The following is a 21,286-nucleotide window of genomic DNA, read 5'->3' on the forward strand; positions in this document are numbered from 1 at the left end:
AAAAGTCCTGGTCAGCCTTGGCCGACCAGGACATTCCCGGCATAAAGGCCGGTATTTTGCTCAGGAATTCGTCAACGCGCTGTTATGTGTCGCATTCAACTATCCGTGAACGGCCGTACGGACCTCGTCGGCGAAGCGTTCGGCGGCCTCGCGCAGTCCCGCCGCGTCGGGTCCGTGACGGAGAACACCCCGGCTCACGCTCGGCACCACGTTGCCCACCGCGTCGCCGAACACGCCCGGCAGATCGGCCGGGGTGGCACCCTGGGCGCCGATGCCCGGAGCGAGCAGCGGACCGTTGATCGCCAGGTTCACCCCGGCGTCCCCGAGGGTCGCGCCGACCACCGCGCCGACCGAGCCGAGCGGCTCGGCACCGGCGTTCTCGGCGGCCATGTGGTCGAGCATCAGCTGGGCCAGCGAGCGGCCGTCGGCGGCCGTCGCGCGCTGCACCTCGGCGCCCTCCGGGTTGGAGGTGAGCGCCAGGACGAAGACGCCCGCGCCGGAGACGGCGGCGGCGTCGAGCGCCGGGCGCAGCGATCCGAAGCCGAGGTAGGGCGAGACGGTGACCGCGTCCGAGAAGAGCGGCGAGTCCTTGTCCAGGTAGGTGGCCGCGTAGGCGCCCATGGTGGAGCCGATGTCGCCGCGCTTGGCGTCCATGAGGACGAGCGCGCCGGCCGAGCGGGCCTCGGTGACGGCCGTTTCCAGGACGGCGACGCCGCGCGAGCCGAAGCGCTCGAAGAACGCGGACTGCGGCTTGAGGACGGCGACCCTGTCGGCGAGCGCCTCGACGACCGTACGGGTGAAGCGCTCCAGGCCCGCGATGTCGTCGGGCAGGCCCCAGGAGGCGAGCAGCGAGGCGTGCGGGTCGATGCCGACGCAGAGCGGTCCACGGGTGTCCATGGCGCGGCGCAGGCGGGCTCCGAAGGGTTCGAGGGGCGCTGTTTCGAGGGTCACTGTGCGGCCTTCCGGGTGTCGGCGCCGACGGCTTCGGCGAGCGTGGCGTACGGGGATGCGGCGAGCCGGGCGGCCAGCCCCTTGTGGATCGCGCGGGCGTAGAAGGGGCCCTCGTAGATGAAGGCGCTGTACCCCTGGACGAGCGTCGCGCCGGCCAGAATGCGCTGCCAGGCGTCCTCGGCGCTCTCGATGCCTCCGACACCCACCAGGGTGATCCGGTCGCCCACGCGCTCGTACAGCCGCCTCAGGACCTCCAGGGAGCGCGCCTTGAGCGGAGCGCCGGAGAGTCCGCCGGTCTCCCTGGTCAGGGAGGCGGGCGAACGCAGGCCGAGGCCGTCGCGGGCGATGGTGGTGTTGGTGGCGATGATGCCGTCGAGGCCGAGTTCCACGGCGAGGTCGGCGACGGCGTCGACGTCCTCGTCCGCGAGGTCGGGGGCGATCTTGACCAGGAGGGGGACGCGGCGGTCGGTCACGGTGCGGTCGGCGGCCTCGCGCACGGCGGTCAGCAGCGGGCGCAGCGCCTCGGTGGCCTGGAGGTTGCGCAGGCCGGGGGTGTTGGGCGAGGAGACGTTGACCACGAGGTAGTCGGCGTGGGCGGCGAGGCGCTCGGTGGATTTCACGTAGTCGGCGGTGGCCTCGGCCTCCGGGACCACCTTGGTCTTGCCGATGTTGACGCCGACGGTGGTGCGGAAGACGGCCTCGCGGGCGCCGAGACGGGCGGCGACGGCGGCGGACCCCTCGTTGTTGAAGCCCATCCGGTTGATCAGGGCGCGGTCGGCGACGAGGCGGAAGAGCCGCTTCCTGGGGTTGCCGGGCTGCGGCTCGCCGGTCACGGTGCCGATCTCGACGTGGTCGAAGCCGAGCATCGCCATGCCGTCGATCGCGATCGCGTTCTTGTCGAAGCCGGCGGCGAGGCCGAAGGGACCGTGCATCCGCAGGCCGAGGGCCTCGGTGCGCAGGGCCTTGTACCGGGGGGCGAGCACCGCGGCGACGCAGGTCCGCAGGACGGGGGTACGGGCGGCGAGACCGATCCACCGGAAGGCCAGGTAGTGGGCCTGCTCGGGGTCCATCCGCTTGAAGACCAGCTGGAAGAAGAACTTGTACATCGAAGGTGTCCTCACGAAGAGGGGGACACCGCAGACCGGTGTCCCCCTTGCCTGGCCGGCCCGGGCCCCCGAGGGTCCGGGCCGGTCCGTCCGTACCGACTAGTCGCGTGCCGCCGTCAGGTGCTCGGCGTGCTCCTGGAGGGACCGTACGCCGACGTCCCCGCGCCGGAGCGCGTCGATGCCCTGGACCGCGGCGGCGAGCGCCTGGACGGTCGTCAGGCACGGCACGGAGCGGGCCACCGCGGCGGTCCGGATCTCGTAGCCGTCGAGCCGGCCGCCGGTGCCGTACGGCGTGTTGACGATGAGATCGACCTGGCCGTCGTGGATGAGCTGGACGATGGTCTTCTCGCCGTTCGGGCCCTCGCCCTCGGACTGCTTGCGCACGACGGTGGCGTTGATGCCGTTGCGCTTGAGGACCTCGGCGGTACCGGAGGTCGCCATCAGCTCGAAGCCGTGGGCGACGAGCTCCCGGGCAGGGAAGATCATCGAGCGCTTGTCGCGGTTGGCGACCGAGATGAACGCGCGGCCCTTGACGGGCAGCGGGCCGTAGGCGCCGGCCTGGGACTTGGCGTAGGCCGTCCCGAAGGCGGAGTCGATGCCCATGACCTCACCGGTCGAACGCATCTCCGGGCCGAGGACGGTGTCCACACCGCGGCCGTGGATGTCGCGGAAGCGCGACCACGGCATGACGGCCTCCTTGACGGAGATCGGCGCGTCGAGCGGCAGGGTGCCGCCGTCGCCCTGGGCCGGCAGCAGGCCCTCGGCGCGCAGCTCGGCGATGGTCGCGCCCAGCGAGATGCGGGCGGCGGCCTTGGCGAGCGGGACGGCGGTCGCCTTCGAGGTGAAGGGGACGGTCCGGGAGGCGCGGGGGTTGGCCTCCAGGACGTAGAGGATGTCGCCGGAGAGCGCGAACTGGATGTTGATCAGGCCGCGGACGCCGACGCCCTTGGCGATGCCCTCGGTGGAGACCCGCAGGCGCTTGATGTCGTGGCCGCCGAGGGTGATCGGGGGCAGCGCGCAGGCGGAGTCGCCGGAGTGGATGCCGGCCTCCTCGATGTGCTCCATGACGCCGCCGAGGTAGAGCTCGGTGCCGTCGTAGAGCGCGTCGACGTCGATCTCGATCGCGTCGTCGAGGAAGCGGTCGACCAGGACCGGCCGGGTGGGGCTGATCTCGGTGGACTCGGCGATGTACGAGGACAGGCGGGTCTCGTCGTAGACGATCTCCATGCCGCGTCCGCCGAGGACGTACGACGGGCGCACCAGGACCGGGTAGCCGATCTCGTCGGCGATGGCCTTGGCCTCGTCGAAGGTGGTGGCGGTGCCGTGCTTCGGCGCGGGCAGGCCGGCCTCGGCGAGCACCCGGCCGAAGGCGCCGCGGTCCTCGGCGGCGTGGATCGCCTCGGGGGACGTGCCGACGACGGGCACGCCGTTGTCCTTGAGCGCCTGCGAGAGGCCGAGCGGGGTCTGGCCGCCGAGCTGGACGACGACGCCCGCGACGGGGCCCGCGAGGGTCTCCGCGTGGACGATCTCCAGGACGTCCTCCAGGGTGAGCGGCTCGAAGTAGAGCCGGTCGGAGGTGTCGTAGTCGGTGGAGACGGTCTCCGGGTTGCAGTTGACCATCACGGTCTCGTACCCGGCGTCGCTCAGGGCGAAGGAGGCGTGGACGCAGGAGTAGTCGAACTCGATGCCCTGGCCGATGCGGTTCGGGCCCGAGCCGAGGATGATCACGGCGGGCTTGGTACGGGGCGCGACCTCGCTCTCCTCGTCGTACGAGGAGTAGAAGTACGGGGTCTTCGCGGCGAACTCGGCGGCGCAGGTGTCGACCGTCTTGTAGACCGGGCGGATGCCCAGCGCGTGGCGGACCTCGCGGACGACGTCCTCGCCCAGGCCGCGGATCTCGGCGATCTGGGCGTCGGAGAAGCCGTGGCGCTTGGCCTCGGCGATCACGTCGGCGTCGAGGCGCTCCGCGGCGGCCAGCTCGTCGGCGATCTCCTTGATCAGGAAGAGCTGGTCCACGAACCACGGGTCGATCTTCGTGGCGTCGAAGACCTCCTCGGGGGTGGCGCCGGCCCGGATCGCCTGCATGACGGTGTTGATGCGGCCGTCGGTGGGGCGGACGGCCTCGGCGAGCAGGGCGTCCTTGTCGCCGGGCTCGCCGGTGAAGGCGAACTGCGACCCCTTCTTCTCCAGCGAGCGGAGCGCCTTCTGCAGCGCCTCGGCGAAGTTGCGGCCGATCGCCATGGCCTCGCCCACCGACTTCATGGTGGTGGTGAGGGTGGAGTCGGCGGAGGGGAACTTCTCGAAGGCGAAGCGCGGGGCCTTGACCACGACGTAGTCGAGCGAGGGCTCGAAGGACGCCGGGGTCTTCTCCGTGATGTCGTTCGGGATCTCGTCCAGCGTGTAGCCGATGGCCAGCTTGGCGGCGATCTTGGCGATCGGGAAGCCGGTGGCCTTGGAGGCGAGCGCCGAGGACCGGGAGACGCGCGGGTTCATCTCGATGACGATGATCCGGCCGTCGGTGGGGTCGATGGCGAACTGGATGTTGCAGCCGCCGGTGTCGACGCCGACCTCGCGGATGATCGCGATGCCGAGGTCGCGCAGCCGCTGGTACTCGCGGTCGGTGAGCGTCATCGACGGGGCGACGGTGATGGAGTCGCCGGTGTGGACGCCCATCGGGTCGAAGTTCTCGATGGAGCAGACGACCACGACGTTGTCGTTCTTGTCGCGCATCAGCTCCAGCTCGTACTCCTTCCAGCCGAGGATGGACTCCTCCAGGAGCACCTCGGTGGTCGGCGAGAGGGTGAGGCCCTGTCCGGCGATGCGGCGCAGCTCCTCCTCGTCGTGGGCGAAGCCGGAGCCGGCGCCGCCCATGGTGAAGGAGGGGCGGACGACGACGGGGTAGCCGCCGAGGGTCTCGACGCCCTGGATGACGTCGTCCATCGTGTGGCAGATGACCGAGCGGGCGGACTCGCCGTGGCCGATCTTCTCGCGGACGGCTTCGACGACGCCCTTGAAGAGGTCGCGGTCCTCGCCCTTGTTGATCGCCTCGACGTTGGCGCCGATCAGCTCGACGCCGTACTTCTCCAGCACACCGTTGTCGTGCATGGAGATGGCGGTGTTGAGCGCGGTCTGGCCGCCCAGCGTCGGCAGGAGGGCGTCGGGGCGCTCCTTGGCGATGATCTTCTCGACGAACTCGGGGGTGATCGGCTCGACGTACGTGGCGTCGGCGATCTCCGGGTCGGTCATGATCGTGGCCGGGTTGGAGTTGACCAGGATGACGCGCAGGCCCTCGGCCTTGAGCACGCGGCACGCCTGGGTACCGGAGTAGTCGAACTCGGCGGCCTGGCCGATGACGATCGGGCCGGAGCCGATGACCAGGACGGACTGGATATCGGAGCGCTTAGGCACGCTGGCCCTCCATCAGGGTGACGAAACGGTCGAAGAGGTACGCGGCGTCGTGCGGGCCCGCGGCTGCTTCGGGGTGGTACTGGACGCTGAACGCGGGCTGGTCGAGGAGGTGCAGTCCTTCGACGACCTGGTCGTTCAGGCAGACGTGGGAGACCTCGGCGCGCCCGAACTCGGTGTCCGAGACCTTGTCCAGGGGCGCGTCCACGGCGAAGCCGTGGTTGTGCGCGGTGACCTCGACCTTGCCGGTCGTGCGGTCCTGGACGGGCTGGTTGATGCCCCGGTGGCCGTACTTCAGCTTGTAGGTGCCGAAGCCGAGGGCGCGGCCGAGGATCTGGTTGCCGAAGCAGATGCCGAAGAGCGGCGTCTTCCGTTCCAGCACGGCGCGCATCAGCGCGACCGGGCCGTCGGCGGTGGCGGGGTCGCCGGGGCCGTTGGAGAAGAACACACCGTCGGGGGCGACGGCGTAGACGTCGTCGGCGGTCGCGGTGGCGGGGAGCACGTGCACCTCGATGCCGCGCTCGGCCATCCGGCGCGGGGTCATGCCCTTGATGCCGAGGTCGATGGCGGCGACGGTGAACTTCTTCTCGCCGACCGCCGGGACGGTGTAGGCCTCCTTGGTGGCGACCTCCTCGTACAGGCTGGCGCCCTTCATCTGCGGCTGGGCCTGGACGCGGGCGAGCAGTTCGGCGTCGGGGGCGAGTGCCTCGCCGGAGAAGACGCCGGAGCGCATCGCGCCGCGCTCGCGCAGGTGGCGGGTGAGGGCGCGGGTGTCGATGCCGGAGATCCCGACGACGCCCTGCCCGGCGAGCTCCTCGTCGAGGGAGCGGCGCGAGCGCCAGTTGGACGGGACGCGTGCGGGGTCGCGCACGACGTAGCCGGAGACCCAGATGCGGGCGGACTCGTCGTCCTCGTCGTTCCAGCCGGTGTTGCCGATCTGCGGCGCGGTGGCGACGACGATCTGGCGGTCGTACGAGGGGTCGGTCAGCGTCTCCTGGTAGCCGGTCATGCCGGTGGAGAAAACGGCCTCGCCGAAGGTCTCCCCCACGGCCCCGTAGGCACGGCCGCGGAAGATGCGGCCGTCCTCCAGGACGAGTACGGCGGGAGCTTGTGCTGCTCCCCGGGTGGAGATCGTCATCGTGCGGTGCCTTCCGTAGTGCTGGTGAGAGAGGTGAGGGTGTCGACCCAGGTCCGGTGCTCGGCAGCCTGGTCGGCGCGGAACCCGGAGTCGATCAGCTTGTCGCCGTGGGCCCAGGTGATGACCAGCAGGCCGCCCTCGGGGAGGACCTTGCCCGCGATCGCCCGCTCGTGCCGGGCCTCGCGCAGGGCCGCGGCCGGTACGAAGAAGCCGGTCGCCCCGGGGCGTACGACGTCCAGGCCCTGCTCCGTGAGGGTGAGCTCGACCCGGCTGCGGGTGCCGAGGCCGTGCGCGACGATCCGGTCGAGCCACTGCCCGGCGGTGGTGGAGCCGTGGTAGCGGCCGGAGAGCTTCAGGAGCGGGGTGCCGTCCGCGAATCCCTCGGGGGTGGCCGCGAGCTCCGGCAGGTCGGACTGGAGGCTGCCGCGCCACTTCCACCCCTGGCGCATCAGCCAGTAGACGAGGGCCACGAAGACCAGTATTCCGACGACCCAGCTGATCCGGGCGGACCAGTCGGTCACGTGGGCCGACTTCTGTTCGGCGGCCAGCTGGTACAGGGGGATCAGTTTTGTCACGTGAGCTTCCCGTCGACGACCGTGGCACGGCCCCGCAGGAAGGTGTGGGTGACCCGTCCCGGCAGCTCACGGCCCTCGTAGGGGGTGTTGCGGCTGCGGGACGCGAAGCCCGCGGGGTCCACGGTCCCACGGTATGCCGGATCGACGAGTACGAGGTTGGCGGGCTCACCCGCCGAGACGGGGCGGCCGTGTCCGTCGAGCCGGCCGATGGCCGCCGGGCGGAACGACATGCGGTCGGCGACGCCCGCCCAGTCGAGCAGACCGGTCTCGACCATCGTCTGCTGGACCACGGAGAGCGCGGTCTCCAGGCCCACCATGCCCATCGCCGCCGCGGCCCACTCGCAGTCCTTGTCCTCGTGCGGGTGCGGGGCGTGGTCGGTGGCGACGCAGTCGATGGTGCCGTCGGCGAGCGCCTCGCGCAGGGCCAGGACGTCGGCCTCGGTCCGCAGCGGGGGGTTCACCTTGTAGACGGGGTCGTACGAGCGGACCAGCTCGTCGGTGAGCAGCAGGTGGTGCGGGGTGACCTCGGCGGTGACGTTCCAGCCCTTGGACTTGGCCCAGCGGACGATCTCGACGGAGCCGGCGGTCGACAGGTGGCAGATGTGCACCCGGGAGTCGACGTGGGCGGCGAGCAGCACGTCGCGCGCGATGATCGACTCCTCGGCGACGGCGGGCCAGCCGCCGAGGCCGAGCTCGGCGGAGACGGTGCCCTCGTTCATCTGGGCGCCCTCCGTGAGGCGGGGCTCCTGCGCGTGCTGGGCCACGACGCCGTCGAAGGCCTTCACGTACTCCAGCGCGCGGCGCATGATCACGGCGTCGTCGACGCACTTGCCGTCGTCGGAGAAGACCTTCACTCCGGCGGCCGAGTCGTGCATGGCGCCGAGCTCGGCGAGCTGCTTGCCCTCCAGGCCGACGGTGACGGCGCCGATCGGCTGGACGTCGCAGTAGCCAGACTCCTTGCCGAGCCGCCAGACCTGCTCGACCACGCCGGCGGTGTCGGCGACGGGGAAGGTGTTGGCCATGGCGTGCACGGCGGTGAAGCCGCCGACCGCGGCGGCCCTGGTGCCGGTCAGGACGGTCTCGGAGTCCTCGCGGCCGGGCTCGCGCAGGTGGGTGTGGAGGTCGACCAGGCCGGGCAGCAGGATCCGGCCCGCCGCCTCGACGACGGTGGCGTCCGCCGCCTCGATGCCGGTGCCGGTCTCGGCGATGGTCTCGCCGTCGATCAGGACGTCCTGGACTTCGCCACCGAGGATCTGCGCGCCGCGGATAAGGATCTTGCTCATGGTTACTTGTTCCCCTCGGTACGGGCGGTGGTGGCGGGCTCGGAGCCGCCCAGCAGCAGGTAGAGCACGGCCATGCGGACGGAGACGCCGTTGGCGACCTGTTCGACGGCGGTGCAGCGGTCGGAGTCGGCGACCTCGGCGGTGATCTCCATGCCGCGGTTCATCGGGCCGGGGTGCATGACGATGCTCCGCTCGGGCATCTTCGCCATGCGGTCGCCGTTGAGGCCGTAGCGGCGGGAGTACTCGCGCTCGGTCGGGAAGTACGCGGCGTTCATCCGCTCACGCTGCACACGCAGCATCATCACCGCGTCGGACTTCGGGAGCACCTCGTCCAGGCCGTAGCTGACGTCGCAGGGCCACTGCTCCACGCCGATCGGCAGCAGGGTGGGCGGGGCCACCAGGGTGACGTGGGCGCCGAGCGTGGTCAGCAGGTGGACGTTGGAGCGGGCCACCCGGCTGTGCAGGACGTCGCCGACGATGGTGATCCGGCGGCCTTCGAGGTCGCGGCCGAGGCCCTGGTCGGCGCCGACCAGCCGGCGGCGCATGGTGAAGGCGTCCAGCAGGGCCTGGGTGGGGTGCTCGTGGGTGCCGTCGCCGGCATTGACGACCGCGCCGTCGATCCAGCCGGAGGTGGCGAGACGGTACGGGGCGCCCGAGGCGTGGTGCCGGATGACGACGGCGTCGGCGCCCATCGCCTCCAGGGTCAGGGCGGTGTCCTTGAGGGATTCGCCCTTGGAGACGGACGAGCCCTTCGCGGAGAAGTTGATGACGTCGGCGGAGAGGCGCTTGGCGGCGGCCTCGAAGGAGATGCGGGTCCGCGTCGAGTCCTCGAAGAAGAGGTTGACCACGGTACGGCCGCGCAGGGTGGGAAGCTTCTTGATCGGCCGGTCGGCGACCCGGGCCATCTCCTCGGCGGTGTCGAGGATGAGGACGGCGTCGTCGCGGGTGAGGTCGGCGGCCGAGATGAGGTGGCGCTTCATCTGGGTGTTCTCCGGGGTGGTGGAGGTTTCGGGCATGCGGGCGTGCTGCGGCGGCCGTACGGACCGGGTGCCCGGTCGCACGGAAAAGCCGTTCGGGTAGCGGTAGCGGTGCTAGTGCCCGCCTGCCGGCGCGGTCCTGCGCGCTCCGAGCAGCACGGCGTCGCGGCCGTCCTCCTCGGCGAGCTGGACCGTGACCGTCTCCCGGTGCGACGTCGGGAGGTTCTTGCCGACGTAGTCGGCACGGATGGGAAGTTCGCGGTGGCCGCGGTCCACCAGGACCGCGAGCTGGACGGCGCGGGGGCGGCCGATGTCACCGAGGGCGTCGAGGGCGGCGCGGATCGTGCGGCCGGAGAAGAGCACGTCGTCGACGAGGACGACGAGGCGTTCGTCGACGCCGTCGCCGGGGATGTCGGTGCGGCCGATGGCGCGTGCGGGGCGCATCCGCAGGTCGTCGCGGTACATCGTGATGTCGAGTGATCCGACGGGCATCGCCCGGCCGGTGATCTCTTCGAGCTTCGCGGCCAGCCTGCGGGCGAGGAAGACGCCGCGGGTGGGGATCCCGAGCAGCACCACGTCGTCTGCGCCCTTGGCGCGTTCGACGATCTCGTGGGCGATCCGGGTCAGGGCCCGGGCGATGTCGGGGGCTTCCAGAACGGGCCGTGCCGCGTTGCCGGTGCCGTCGTGCTGTGCGTCCATTGAGAAACGGACCTCCTTCTCCGCCTCACGGGACGGACCTTAAAGGACGTCGGAAATCTGAAAACTACGTGTTCCACGGTACCAGGGCCGTTCCGCAGGTCCCGCCCCGGCCCCCCGCGGAGCCGCTCGGGACCTCCCGGCTTGACGCATCCAAGTAACGCTGCGTAACCTCACAGTGAGTCACCAGCCACGCGGCGGCGCCGCATCATGTTCGAGCGTCCGGGGAGCCTTATGTCCAGCGAATACGCAAAACAGCTCGGGGCCAAGCTCCGCGCCATCCGCACCCAGCAGGGCCTCTCCCTCCACGGCGTGGAGGAGAAGTCGCAGGGCCGTTGGAAGGCCGTCGTCGTCGGCTCGTACGAGCGGGGCGACCGTGCGGTGACCGTCCAGCGTCTTGCGGAGCTGGCGGACTTCTACGGCGTTCCGGTCCAGGAGCTGCTGCCGGGCACGACCCCCGGCGGCGCGGCCGAGCCGCCGCCGAAGCTCGTCCTCGACCTGGAGCGCCTCGCCCACGTCCCGCCGGAGAAGGCCGGACCGCTGCAGCGTTACGCCGCGACGATCCAGAGCCAGCGCGGCGACTACAACGGCAAGGTCCTCTCGATCCGCCAGGACGACCTGCGTACCCTCGCGGTCATCTACGACCAGTCGCCTTCCGTGCTGACGGAGCAGCTGATCAACTGGGGCGTACTGGACGCGGACGCGCGCCGGGCCGTCACCCACGAAGAGGGCTGAGTCCCCCGGGCGGGGCTCCGAGCCTCGCCCGTTTGAACACCGTGTCGTACGAACACCTTGTCGCCGGGCCGGCGGGAGGGACCCGAGAGGGTCTCCCCCGCCGGCCCGGCGTCGTATCCGGCCCCCGCAGACGCGGGGGTGGTCCGGCAGGGACGAGGTGGCCTCCGAGGGACACCGAGGGGTGGCCCCGCCGCCCGGACGTGCCGAAGGCCCGCGGTCGGGTCGACCGCGGGCCTTCGTCGGCTGAAGCTCAGCGCCCCGGAGCTACTGCTCGCGGCGCAGGTTCGGCTTGAGGTCCTTGAAACGGGCCAGCATGCCGTTCACGAAGGACGGGGAGTCGTCCGTGGAGAACTCCTTGGCGAGCTGGACCGCCTCGTCGATGACGACGGCGTCCGGCGTCTCGTCCATCCAGATCAGCTCGTACGCGCCGAGCCGGAGGATGCTGCGGTCGACGACGGGCATGCGGTCGATCTCCCAGTCCACGGCGTACGTGACGATGAGGTCGTCGATCCGGTTCGCGTACCGCGCGTACCCCTCGACGAGTTCCATCGTGAATTCGCCGACCGGGGGCTGACGGTCGTCGGTCCGCGAGTGCCGGACCCAGTCCGCGAGGACCGTCTGCACGGACTCACCGCGCTGGTCGGCCTCGAAGAGGATCTGGAAGGCGCGCTTGCGGGCCTTGTTCCGGGCAGCCACGGTTAGCTGTTCACCCGGCCGAGGTAGTCGCCCGTACGGGTGTCGACCTTGATCTTCTCGCCGGTGGTGATGAAGAGCGGCACGCCGATCTCATAACCGGTCTCCAGCGTGGCGGGCTTGGTGCCACCGGTGGAGCGGTCGCCCTGGACGCCCGGGTCGGTGTGCTGGATGGTCAGCTCGACGGCGGCGGGCAGCTCCACGTAGAGCACCTCGCCCTCGTGCTGCGCGACCGAGGCGGTGAAGCCCTCGATGAGGAAGTTGGCGGCGTCGCCGACGGACTTGCGGTCGACCATCAGCTGGTCGTACGTGTCCATGTCCATGAAGACGAAGTACTCGCCGTCCATGTACGAGAACTGCATGTCCCGGCGGTCGATGGTGGCCGTTTCGACCTTCACGCCGGCGTTGAACGTCTTGTCGACGACCTTGCCGGAGAGCACGTTCTTGAGCTTGGTGCGCACGAAGGCCGGGCCCTTGCCGGGCTTGACGTGCTGGAACTCGACGACGGACCAGAGCTGGCCTCCGTCGAGCTTGAGCACCAGGCCGTTCTTGAGGTCGTTCGTGGAAGCCACGGTTGCGGAATCTCCTGGACTGAAAGCTGGTGGACGGCCAAGAACGCGCGCTAGAGCGCGAGCAGCTCCTTGGTCGTAATGGTGAGTAGCTCGGGTCCGCCGTCCGCCTCGGGGCGCACGACGAGCGTGTCATCGATCCGGACACCGCCCCGGCCCGGGAGGTGGACCCCCGGTCCGACGGTGACCGGCACGCAAGCGTCCAGTTTACCCATGGCTGTCGGTGCCAGCTGCGGGTCCTCGTCGATTTCGAGTCCCACCCCGTGCCCGGTGCGGGGCGAAAGCCCCTCGCCGTACCCCGCGGAGTCCAGCGGATGACGGGCCGCGTGGTCCACTTCGCGGTAGGTGGCGTCCGGCAGCAGGGACTCCCGGCCACCGCGCTGAGCGGCGAAAACGAGGTCGTACAGCTCGATCTGCCACTCCGCGGGGGCGGTGCCGATGACGAAGGTGCGGGCGATCTCGCAGCGGTAACCGCGGTAGCTCGCGCCGAGGCTGACGCTGAGGAAATCACCTTCCTCGACCCTGCGGTCGGTGGGCCGGTGACGCGCCTGGCCGGAGTTGGGCCCGGTGGCCACGGACGTGGCGAAGGCGGGACCCTCGGCGCCGTGGTCGACCAGGCGGCGCTCCAGCTCCAGGGAGAGATGACGTTCGGTGCGGCCCACGAGGATCGATTCGAGGAGCTCCCCCAGCGCCTGGTCGGTGATCTCCGCCGCGATGCGCAGGCAGGCGATCTCCTCCTCGTCCTTGACCACCCGCAGCTGCTCCACGGTGGTCCCGAGATCGCCGAGTCGCAGTCCGGGGGCGGCGGTGGCCATGGCCCGGTGACGGGCGACGGTCAGGTCGTGCTCCTCGACGGCGAGGCGCTCCGTCCCGTGCCCGGCGGCCAGGGCGGCGGCGGCGATCGCCGCGTCCCCGCGCCCGCTCCCCAGCGCCGACACCCGCAGCGACTCGTCCGTACGCCCGTGGGCCGGGTCGCCGGCCGGGGCGCGGGGGCAGAGCAGGACGTCCTCGCCGGCGCCGAGCAGCAGGACGGCGCCGGGAGGCGCCCCGCCGGCGAGATAGCGGACGTTGGCGGGGCGGGAGACCAGGGCGGCGGCCGATCCGGCGGCGGCGCACCGGTCGCGGACCAGCCCGCGGCGGACGGCGTACACCTCTGACATGCCCCGAGCGTACGAGCGCATCCGCCGCCCCGCCCGTCAGCGCTGTCCGACCGGGGACGGCCGGCGGACGGTCGGTGCCCGTACGCGCGGCAGGCCGGTGCCCGTACGCGCGGCTGGGCGGTGCCCGTACGCGCGGCTGCGCGGACCAGGACCACTGAGAGGGCGTGCGGCCAGGAGGGCGCACCACCGGGAGGGCGGTCTACCAGGCGGGCGGGCTCGCCAGGGCGCGGGCGAGGACGTCGTCCAGGACGCGGGCCGTGGTCTCGACGTCGTAGGTCGAGTTGTCGATGATCGGCAGCCCGGAGCCGTACCACCCGGCCATCCGGCCGTGGATGCGGGCGACCTCCTCGTCGGAGAGGCGGCGGTTGCCGCTGCGGGCGGCGTTGCGCTCCAGGACGACCTCGAGGCCGGGCAGCAGGACCACCGGGAGCAGCCCGGGGCCGACGTGGCGCTTCCAGCCGCCGAGGCCGATGACGGGCCGGTCGGGGAACACGGCGTCGTCGAGGATGCAGGAGATGCCGTTGGCGAGGAAGTTGCGGGCGGCGAAGCCGCAGGTGCGGCGGGCCAGGCGGTACTGGGCCTCGGACTGGTCGTTCCAGCCGGCCTGCGGGTCGGCGAACCCCGAGCGCACCCATTCGCGTACGTCGTCCAGCGAGACGTGGGCCGTGGGCACCCGGCGGCGGGCGGCCCAGAGCTTGGCGACGGTGGTCTTGCCCGCCCCCGCCGGGCCGATCAGGAGGACGGCGAGGGTGGCGGCGCCGGTGCCGGGTTCGAGGGGCTGTGCGGGCAGCGGCACCAGGCCGCCCGGCGGGAGCCGGAAGTGGCCGGTGACCTCGCGGGCCGGGGAAGCGGGCTGCTGGTCGGGGCCGGGCGCCGCCCATCCCTGCGCCGGGGGCGCCGGGGGTATAGGGGGCGGCGTGCCGGGGCCGCCGGGGTGCGGGCCGCCGACGGGGCCGTGTCCGGGCCGGTGGGGAGGCGGCAACGGAGCCCCCACTGCGTGCTGCATCCGGTGCCACTCCGTCTCGTGCGGTCAACTGGCGCTGGTCGGACGGCTACCGTACCGCCCCGGACCTTCACCGGGTGAACGGCCCGGGGCGGCGCCGAGTGCCCGCGAGGGGGCACCCGGCGAAGGGTGACGCCGGTCAGGCCGTCAGCTCGTCGGCGAGCGCGCGCAGCGCCAGCCGGTAGGAGCCGATGCCGAAGCCGGCGATGGTGCCGGTGGCGACCGGAGCGACCACGGAGGTGTGCCGGAACTCCTCGCGCGCGTACGGGTTGGAGATGTGCACCTCGATGAGGGGCGCGGTGCGCTGGGAGATCGCGTCCCGCATCCCGTACGAGTAATGCGTGAACGCGCCCGGGTTGAGGACGACCGGGACCGATCCGTCCGCCGCCTCGTGGAGCCAGCGGATCAGCTCGCCCTCGTCGTTGGTCTCGCGGACCTCTACGACGAAGTCCAGCTCCTTGCCGAGTGCCTGGCAGGTCTCCACGAGCCCGGCGTACGAGGTGGCCCCGTAGACGTCGGGTTCGCGGGAACCCAGGCGGCCGAGGTTCGGGCCGTTCAGCACGTAGACGCGGCGGGTCACGCGGAGACCTCTCCGTAGGCGGCGAGCAGGACGGCCGGGTCCGGGCCCTCCAGGACGGTCGGCTTGCCGAGCGCGTCGAGCACGATGAAGCGCAGCAGGTCGCCGCGGGACTTCTTGTCGAGCTTCATGTTCTCCAGCAGACGCGGCCACTGGTCACCGCGGTAGGTGAGCGGCAGGCCGACCGACGCGAGGACGGTGCGGTGCCGGTCGGCGGTGGCGTCGTCGAGCCGGCCGGCGAGCCGGCCCAGTTCGGCGGCGAAGACCAGGCCGATCGAGACGGCCGCGCCGTGGCGCCACTTGTAGCGCTCGTTCTTCTCGATCGCGTGGCCCAGGGTGTGGCCGTAGTTGAGGATCTCGCGGAGGCCGGACTCCTTGAGGTCGCTGGAGACGACCTCCGCCTTGACCCGGATGGAGCGCTCGATCAGCTCGGCGGTGTGCGGCCCGGCGGGCGTACGCGCACCCTCGGGGTCCGCCTCGACGAGGTCGAGGATCACCGGGTCGGCGATGAAGCCGGCCTTGATGATCTCGGCCATCCCGGAGACGTAGTCGTGCACCGGGAGCGAGTCGAGGGCCGCCAGGTCGCAGAGGACTCCGGCCGGCGGGTGGAAGGCGCCGACGAGGTTCTTGCCCTCGGCGGTGTTGATGCCCGTCTTTCCGCCGACCGCCGCGTCGACCATGCCGAGCACGGTGGTGGGGACGGCGATCCAGCGCACCCCGCGCAGCCAGCTCGCCGCGACGAAGCCGGCGACGTCGGTGGTCGCGCCGCCGCCGACACCGACGATGACGTCGCTGCGGGTGAAGCCGGTCTGGCCCAGTGCCTTCCAGCAGTAGGCCGCCACCTCGACGGTCTTGGCCTCCTCGGCGTTCGGCAGCTGGATGGCGATGGCCTCGTACCCCTGGGAGGCGAGGTCCTCGCGGACCGCCTCGCCGGTCTCGGCGAGCGCCTCCGGGTGGAGCACGGCGACGCGCTTGGCCCGGTCTCCGATGAGCTTGGGCAGCTCGCCGAGGAGCTGCCGGCCGACCAGCACTTCGTACGGGGCGCTGCCCTCGGTGCCGGCGACCTGGATGCGGGTGGGTGCCTGCTCGGTCATTGCTGTCTTCTCCCGGCCGGGCGTGGTGTCGCGTTCCGGCAGTTCCAGTGCGTCGACGATCTCGCGGGCGATCTCGTCGGGGGCGCGGTCGTCGGTGGCGACGGTCACCCGCGCCACCTCTTCGTACAGATGGCGGCGGAGCTCCATCATCTCGCGCCACTGCCGGCGGGGGTTGACGGCCAGCAGCGGCCGTGCGGTGCCCAGGCCGACGCGCTTGACCGCCTCTTCCACGTCCATGGAGAGGTAGACGACGGCGTGGCCCGCGAGCAGGGCGCGGGTGCCCTCGTCGAGCACCGCGCCGCCGCCGAGCGCGAGGACGCCGGTGTGCCCGGTCACGGCCTCGCGCACGGCGTGGCGCTCCAGTTCGCGGAAGCGCTCCTCGCCCTCGTCGAAGAAGATCTCCGAGATGGGCTTGCCCGCGGTCGCCACCACGTCGGCGTCGGTGTCGCGGTACGGGGCTCCGAGCCACTCGGCGAGCAGCTCACCGATCGTGGACTTGCCGACCCCCATGGGGCCGACGAGGACGACCAGCGGCGCGTTCATCGGATCCGCAGGTTGTCGAGGTATCCCCGCACGTTCCGGCGCGTCTCCTCGACGCTGTCCCCGCCGAACTTCTCCGCCACGGCGTCGGCGAGCACCAGGGCGACCATGGCCTCGGCGACGATCCCGGCGGCCGGCACGGCGCAGACGTCGGAGCGCTGGTGGTGGGCCTTGGCGGGCTCGCCGGTCACCACGTCGACGGTGGCCAGTGCGCGCGGCACGGTGGCGATCGGCTTCATCGCGGCGCGGACCCGCAGGAGTTCACCGGTGGTCAGGCCGCCCTCGGTGCCGCCGGAGCGGCCGGAGGCGCGCTTGATGCCGTCCTCGGTGACCAGGATCTCGTCGTGGGCCTCGGAGCCCGGCACCCGGGCCAGGTCGAAGCCGTCGCCGACCTCCACGCCCTTGATCGCCTGGATGCCCATGAGGGCGGAGGCGAGCCGGGCGTCGAGGCGACGGTCCCAGTGCACGTGCGAGCCGAGTCCGACCGGCACGCCGTAGGCGAGCACCTCGACGACACCCCCGAGGGTGTCGCCGTCCTTGTGGGCCTGGTCGATCTCGGCGACCATCGCCTTCGAGGCGTCCTGGTCGAGGCAGCGGACCGGGTCTGCGTCGAGCGCCGGCACGTCGGCCGGGGTCGGCAGCACGCCGTACGGCGCCTTGGCGGCGGCCAGTTCGACGACGTGGCTGACGATCTCGATGCCCGCGGTCGCCTTGAGGTAGGAGCGGGCGACGGCGCCGAGCGCCACGCGGGCGGCGGTCTCCCGGGCGCTGGCGCGCTCCAGGATCGGCCGGGCCTCGTCGAATCCGTACTTCTGCATGCCCGCCAGGTCGGCGTGGCCGGGCCGGGGGCGCGTCAGGGGGGCGTTGCGGGCCAGTGCGGCCAGCTCCTCCTCGTCCACCGGGTCGGCGGACATGACCTGCTCCCACTTGGGCCACTCGGTGTTGCCGACCATGACGGCGACCGGGGACCCCATGGTGAGGCCGTGGCGTACGCCGCCGAGGAAGGTGACCTCGTCCTGCTCGAACTTCATCCGGGCACCGCGTCCGTAGCCGAGCCGCCGCCGGGCGAGGGCGTCGGCCACCATCTCCGTGGTGACCGGGACGCCGGCGGGAAGACCCTCCAGCGTCGCCACGAGTGCGGGGCCGTGCGACTCCCCTGCGGTCAGCCAGCGCAACCTGCTCAACGGTGCTCCTCGATGCTCGCGCGCAAAAACTGCGAAGGCGCGGCCGGGGTGCGCGGCCCTGGCCCGCCGCCCCCGATCCTCCCACGAGCTGAGGGGCGGACCGGCCCCCGGTCCAGCAGACGGACGTTTCGTGCGCGTCCGCGCAAGTCTCCGGGGCTCGGTGAAGTGCCCGGGGCTGCCCTCAGCGTGCCGCGAGTGCGGCCTCTCCCGCCGCCCGCATGGCGGCCAGCGGCGCCGGGGAGCGGCCCGTCATCTGCTCGACCTGGAGGACCGCCTGGTGCACCAACAGGTCGAGCCCGCCGACCACGGCCCCGCCCCGGTCCGCCCAGGCGGCGGCGAGGGCCGTGGGCCAGGGCTCGTACAGCACGTCGAAGAGGGTGCCGGGGGCGTCCGGTACGGCGGCGGCGAGGGCGTCCGTGGTGCCGGCCGGGGTGGTGGCGACGACGAGCGGGGCCGCGAAGGCCTGGTCGGCCTCGGCCCAGTCGGCGACGACGACGTTCACGCCGAGGCGTTCGCCCCAGCCGCGCATCTCGTCGGCGCGTGCGCGGCTGCGTACGTAGGTGGTGACCTGTCCCGTGCATATCTGCGACAGTGCGGCGAGCGCGGAGGAGGCGGTCGCGCCCGCGCCGAGGACGGCGGCGGACTCGGTCCTCTCCACGCCGCGTTCCCGCAGGGCCGCGACCATGCCGGGGATGTCGGTGTTGTCCCCGAGGCGTCGGCCGTCCTCGGTGAGGACGACCGTGTTGACGGCCTCGACCGAGGCCGCGGCGGCGCTGACGCCGTCCAGCAGCGGGATGACGGCCCGCTTGAGCGGCATGGTCAGCGACAGCCCGGCCCAGCCGGCGTCCAGCTTCTCCATGAACCCGGCGAGCCCCGCCTCGTCCACCTCGAAGCGGTCGTACGACCAGTGGCCGAGGCCGAGATCGGCGTACGCGGCCCGGTGCAGCACCGGGGAGAGCGAGTGGGCGATCGGGGAGCCGAGGACCGCGGCGCGGCGGGATCCCTCATTGGAGGCCATGGAGTTCCTTGAACTTCTCGTTGAGCGCTTCGTGCTCCTCCACCGTCTTGGTGAAGTCGGTCTTCTTCCCGTCGAGCGAGATGAAGAACATCCACCCGTCGGAGGTCGGGTTGAGGGTCGCGCTGATCGCCTCGTCCCCCGGGTTGCTGATCGGCCCCGGCGGCAGGCCGGTGTGGTAGTAGGTGTTGTAGAGGTCCGGGTTGGTGCGGATCTCGCTCGACCTGATCGTGATCTTGCTCTGGTTCTTCAGGTAGTTGAACGCAGAGTCGAATTCGAGCTTGCGGTTGGTGATCGTGTTGTCCGGCTGCAGGCGGTTGTAGACGACCTCGGCCATCTTGCGGAAGTCGTCGTGGGAGATGCCCTCCGCCTGGACGAGGCTGGCCACGGTCAGCACCTGCCAGGGGCCGTCCAGGTGGTACTTCTTCGCCGCGCCCGCGAGGTCGGCCTTGCCGTACTCCTCGTTCGCACGGTCGACCATCCGCTTCAGCGCGTCCTCGGGCTTGGAGCCCTTGGCCACCGGATAGGCCGCGGGGAAGAGGAAGCCCTCCAGCGGGTCCTTGAGATCGGGGTGGTTCGTCGCCCAGGCCGGCAGTCCGAGGTCGCCGGCCTCGGACCGCGCGACCTTCTTGGTGGTGCCCTCGGGCAGACCGATCCGCTTGTCGATCATGTCGTAGATCTTGGCGTTCCGGGTGCCCTCAGGAATCACCAGCGTGTTCTGGCTCTTCGGGTCGAGCATCATCTTGACCGCGTTGGCCGCCGACATCTGCTTGTTGAGGAGGTAGACGCCCGCCTGGATCGTGTTGCCCTTGGGGTTGGAATTCTGCGCGGAGACGAAGGCGTCGACGGACTTGATGACCCCCTGCTTCTTCAGCTTGTTGGCGATGTCGTAGCCGAGCGCGTTCTTGGGGATTTCGACCTGGACCTGCGGGCCGGTGCCCACCCCCTCGTAGTCCTCGGGGGCGCCGAACTGCTGCTTCCAGTAGGAGTATCCGAAGTAGGAGACCCCGCCGAGCCCGCCGACGAGGACCAGTGACACGACGAGGCAGGCGCAACCGTTGCGGCTCTTCTTCTTGCCCTTGCTGCGACCGCCGCGCCGGCCGGAGCGCGGGTCGTCGTCGTACTCGGAGTCCGCGCCGTCGTCCGGATCGGAGTCCCGGACCGCGTCGTCGGAGCCCTTCCCGTCACGGCCGCCTCGGCCGCGCCGCTCCTCCGGGGTGTCGGCGCCGGTGAAGAAGGGGTGCGTCTCCTCCACCGGCTCGTCCGGGTCCCAGTCCGTCTGTGGCTGGGGCTCGGGTTCCGGGGCGGCCCGGCGGCCCGGCGGCTGCGGCGGTGGGAAGGCCTCCGCGGTGGCGTACTGATCGCCGGGGCCGCCGTAGCTCTCCGCCGGGTAGCCGTACGGGTCGTGGGGCTGGGCCCCGTAGGGCATGGCGGGCTGCTGACCGGTGTCCCAGCCCTGGTCGTAGCCGGGCTGCTGGGGATCGTGCGGCTGCTGCCCGTACTGCTGCTGTCCGTACTGCTGCTGCTGTCCGGACTGCTGCTGCTGTTCGAAGGGCTGCTGTTCGAAGGGCTGCTGCCCGTAACCGCCACCCGGTTGCTGCTGTTGCTGCTGGTAGGGCTGCTGTTGGTGCTGCTGATGCCCGTAGGAATCCTGGGGATTGCCGTACCCCTGCTGCGGGTATGCCTGCTGCTGGGCGTACGGGTCCTGGGGGTTGCCGTAGCCCTGCTCCTGCTGGGCGTACGGATCCTGGGGGTACTGCTGTTGATGCTGCGGGGCGTAGGGGTCCTGCGGATGACCGCCGTAGGAGTTCTGGCCCTGTGACGCTTCCTGGGCCGCCCAGTCCTGGTCCCCCTGGAGGGGATCCTCGGGATGCCACGGTTCGGGGCCTGCGCCCCGGCCATACTCAGTCATCGATCCCCTAGAGCCGCGAGACGCGCTTTCCGTCTCTTCGCTTGCCGTGCGGGCTGTCGAACACCGCAGCATCGCGCGGAACGTTACCGTATCGCGATCACAGCTCCACTTCGACGCCCTCGCCCGGCGCATGCCCTGACGCCCGTTCGGACTCCAGGGCATTCTGCAGGATCACCACGGCGGCGGCCTGGTCGATGACGGACCGCCCCTTCTTGGACCGGACGCCCGAGGCGCGCAGCCCCTGGGTCGCCGTCACCGTGCTCATCCGCTCGTCCACCAGCCGTACCGGCAGCGGGTGGACCGCGCGGGCGAACACCTGGGCGAAGGCGCGGATCTTCGCGGCGGCGGGACCCTCACCGCCGCCCAGGGACCGGGGGAGGCCGATGACGACCTCGATCGGCTCGTACTCCTCGACGATCTGGCCGAGCCGCCGGTGGGCGGCCGGGACGTCACGTCCCGGCACGGTCTCCACCGGCGTCGCCAGGATGCCGTCGGGGTCGCACGAGGCGACCCCGATCCGGGCGTCCCCGACATCGATCGCGAGCCTGCGTCCGCGACGCATCGGGGCACTCTCCTCGGTCATGCGGTCTCGGTGACCAGGCGCTCGACCGCGGCGACGGCGTCACCGATGGCCTCGGGGTTCTGGCCGCCGCCCTGGGCGACGTCCGGCTTG

Annotated in this window: 19 protein-coding genes; 1 reads left to right on the plus strand and 18 read right to left on the minus strand. The window is 71.5% G+C overall.

Annotation, left to right across the window (positions count from 1 at the left end; all coding sequences use genetic code 11):
• Nucleotides 1-99: 99 nt before the first annotated feature.
• The 8 genes from pyrF to pyrR form a co-directional block, all read right to left on the minus strand.
• Nucleotides 100-951, minus strand: a complete 852-nt coding sequence (gene pyrF / locus ACFZAX_RS28180; RefSeq protein WP_390965089.1) for an orotidine-5'-phosphate decarboxylase — start codon at nucleotides 949-951, stop codon at nucleotides 100-102.
• Nucleotides 948-2,057 (minus strand): quinone-dependent dihydroorotate dehydrogenase, encoded by a 1,110-nt coding sequence (locus ACFZAX_RS28185; RefSeq protein ID WP_390965090.1) that lies wholly within the window; start codon nucleotides 2,055-2,057, stop codon nucleotides 948-950. The genes pyrF and ACFZAX_RS28185 overlap by 4 nt, the downstream gene beginning before the upstream one ends.
• A 99-nt stretch (nucleotides 2,058-2,156) precedes the next feature.
• Nucleotides 2,157-5,465 (minus strand): carbamoyl-phosphate synthase large subunit, encoded by a 3,309-nt coding sequence (carB, locus tag ACFZAX_RS28190; protein WP_390965091.1) that lies wholly within the window; start codon nucleotides 5,463-5,465, stop codon nucleotides 2,157-2,159.
• Nucleotides 5,458-6,600 carry a glutamine-hydrolyzing carbamoyl-phosphate synthase small subunit gene (gene carA, locus ACFZAX_RS28195; protein ID WP_390965092.1) on the minus strand — a complete coding sequence of 381 codons (1,143 nt, stop codon included), beginning with the start codon at nucleotides 6,598-6,600 and terminating at the stop codon, nucleotides 5,458-5,460. Before carA ends, carB begins: the two co-directional genes overlap by 8 nt.
• Nucleotides 6,597-7,175: a hypothetical protein gene (locus tag ACFZAX_RS28200; protein ID WP_390965093.1), complete on the minus strand. Its 579-nt coding sequence runs from the start codon at nucleotides 7,173-7,175 to the stop codon at nucleotides 6,597-6,599. Before ACFZAX_RS28200 ends, carA begins: the two co-directional genes overlap by 4 nt.
• On the minus strand, nucleotides 7,172-8,458 hold the full coding sequence (locus ACFZAX_RS28205) for a dihydroorotase (RefSeq protein ID WP_390965095.1): 1,287 nt from the start codon (nucleotides 8,456-8,458) through the stop codon (nucleotides 7,172-7,174). Before ACFZAX_RS28205 ends, ACFZAX_RS28200 begins: the two co-directional genes overlap by 4 nt.
• Nucleotides 8,459-8,460: 2 nt before the next feature.
• Nucleotides 8,461-9,438 (minus strand): aspartate carbamoyltransferase catalytic subunit, encoded by a 978-nt coding sequence (locus ACFZAX_RS28210; RefSeq protein ID WP_390965110.1) that lies wholly within the window; start codon nucleotides 9,436-9,438, stop codon nucleotides 8,461-8,463.
• A gap of 111 nt (nucleotides 9,439-9,549) precedes the next feature.
• A complete protein-coding gene (gene pyrR, locus ACFZAX_RS28215; RefSeq protein WP_390965096.1) occupies nucleotides 9,550-10,134 on the minus strand; it encodes a bifunctional pyr operon transcriptional regulator/uracil phosphoribosyltransferase PyrR in 585 nt (194 codons plus the stop codon).
• Between the two features lie 231 nt (nucleotides 10,135-10,365).
• On the opposite strand from pyrR, the gene bldD reads away from it, so the two are divergent.
• Nucleotides 10,366-10,866 (plus strand): transcriptional regulator BldD, encoded by a 501-nt coding sequence (gene bldD / locus ACFZAX_RS28220; RefSeq protein WP_327174691.1) that lies wholly within the window; start codon nucleotides 10,366-10,368, stop codon nucleotides 10,864-10,866.
• A 264-nt stretch (nucleotides 10,867-11,130) separates the two neighbouring features.
• Here the strand turns inward: bldD and nusB are convergent, their stop codons facing one another.
• From nusB to ruvX, 10 genes are all read right to left on the minus strand, one after another.
• Entirely contained in the window at nucleotides 11,131-11,562 is a 432-nt protein-coding gene (nusB, locus tag ACFZAX_RS28225) for a transcription antitermination factor NusB (RefSeq protein WP_327174692.1), read from the minus strand.
• A gap of 2 nt (nucleotides 11,563-11,564) precedes the next feature.
• Nucleotides 11,565-12,131, minus strand: coding sequence for an elongation factor P (gene efp / locus ACFZAX_RS28230; RefSeq protein ID WP_299540949.1), 567 nt, complete (start codon nucleotides 12,129-12,131; stop codon nucleotides 11,565-11,567).
• Nucleotides 12,132-12,181: 50 nt separating this feature from the next.
• Nucleotides 12,182-13,288, minus strand: a complete 1,107-nt coding sequence (locus tag ACFZAX_RS28235; RefSeq protein ID WP_390965097.1) for a M24 family metallopeptidase — start codon at nucleotides 13,286-13,288, stop codon at nucleotides 12,182-12,184.
• Between the two features lie 199 nt (nucleotides 13,289-13,487).
• The gene (locus tag ACFZAX_RS28240) at nucleotides 13,488-14,294 is read right to left on the minus strand and encodes a Pro-rich N-terminal domain-containing protein (protein WP_390965098.1); all 807 of its coding nucleotides are present in this window, start codon (nucleotides 14,292-14,294) and stop codon (nucleotides 13,488-13,490) included.
• Nucleotides 14,295-14,430: 136 nt separating this feature from the next.
• Nucleotides 14,431-14,871, minus strand: coding sequence for a type II 3-dehydroquinate dehydratase (gene aroQ, locus ACFZAX_RS28245; protein WP_390965099.1), 441 nt, complete (start codon nucleotides 14,869-14,871; stop codon nucleotides 14,431-14,433).
• A complete protein-coding gene (aroB, locus tag ACFZAX_RS28250) occupies nucleotides 14,868-16,505 on the minus strand; it encodes a 3-dehydroquinate synthase (RefSeq protein ID WP_390965100.1) in 1,638 nt (545 codons plus the stop codon). The genes aroQ and aroB overlap by 4 nt, the downstream gene beginning before the upstream one ends.
• Nucleotides 16,502-17,686, minus strand: coding sequence for a chorismate synthase (aroC, locus tag ACFZAX_RS28255; RefSeq protein ID WP_390965101.1), 1,185 nt, complete (start codon nucleotides 17,684-17,686; stop codon nucleotides 16,502-16,504). Before aroC ends, aroB begins: the two co-directional genes overlap by 4 nt.
• A gap of 181 nt (nucleotides 17,687-17,867) precedes the next feature.
• The gene (locus ACFZAX_RS28260; RefSeq protein ID WP_390965102.1) at nucleotides 17,868-18,704 is read right to left on the minus strand and encodes a shikimate dehydrogenase; all 837 of its coding nucleotides are present in this window, start codon (nucleotides 18,702-18,704) and stop codon (nucleotides 17,868-17,870) included.
• On the minus strand, nucleotides 18,691-20,613 hold the full coding sequence (gene mltG, locus ACFZAX_RS28265; RefSeq protein ID WP_390965103.1) for an endolytic transglycosylase MltG: 1,923 nt from the start codon (nucleotides 20,611-20,613) through the stop codon (nucleotides 18,691-18,693). Before mltG ends, ACFZAX_RS28260 begins: the two co-directional genes overlap by 14 nt.
• Before the next feature lie 97 nt (nucleotides 20,614-20,710).
• Nucleotides 20,711-21,196 (minus strand): Holliday junction resolvase RuvX, encoded by a 486-nt coding sequence (gene ruvX / locus ACFZAX_RS28270; protein ID WP_390965104.1) that lies wholly within the window; start codon nucleotides 21,194-21,196, stop codon nucleotides 20,711-20,713.
• Nucleotides 21,197-21,286: the final 90 nt, after the last annotated feature.

The sequence above is a fragment of the Streptomyces sp. NPDC008125 genome (assembly GCF_042957125.1).
GTDB lineage: Bacteria > Actinomycetota > Actinomycetes > Streptomycetales > Streptomycetaceae > Streptomyces.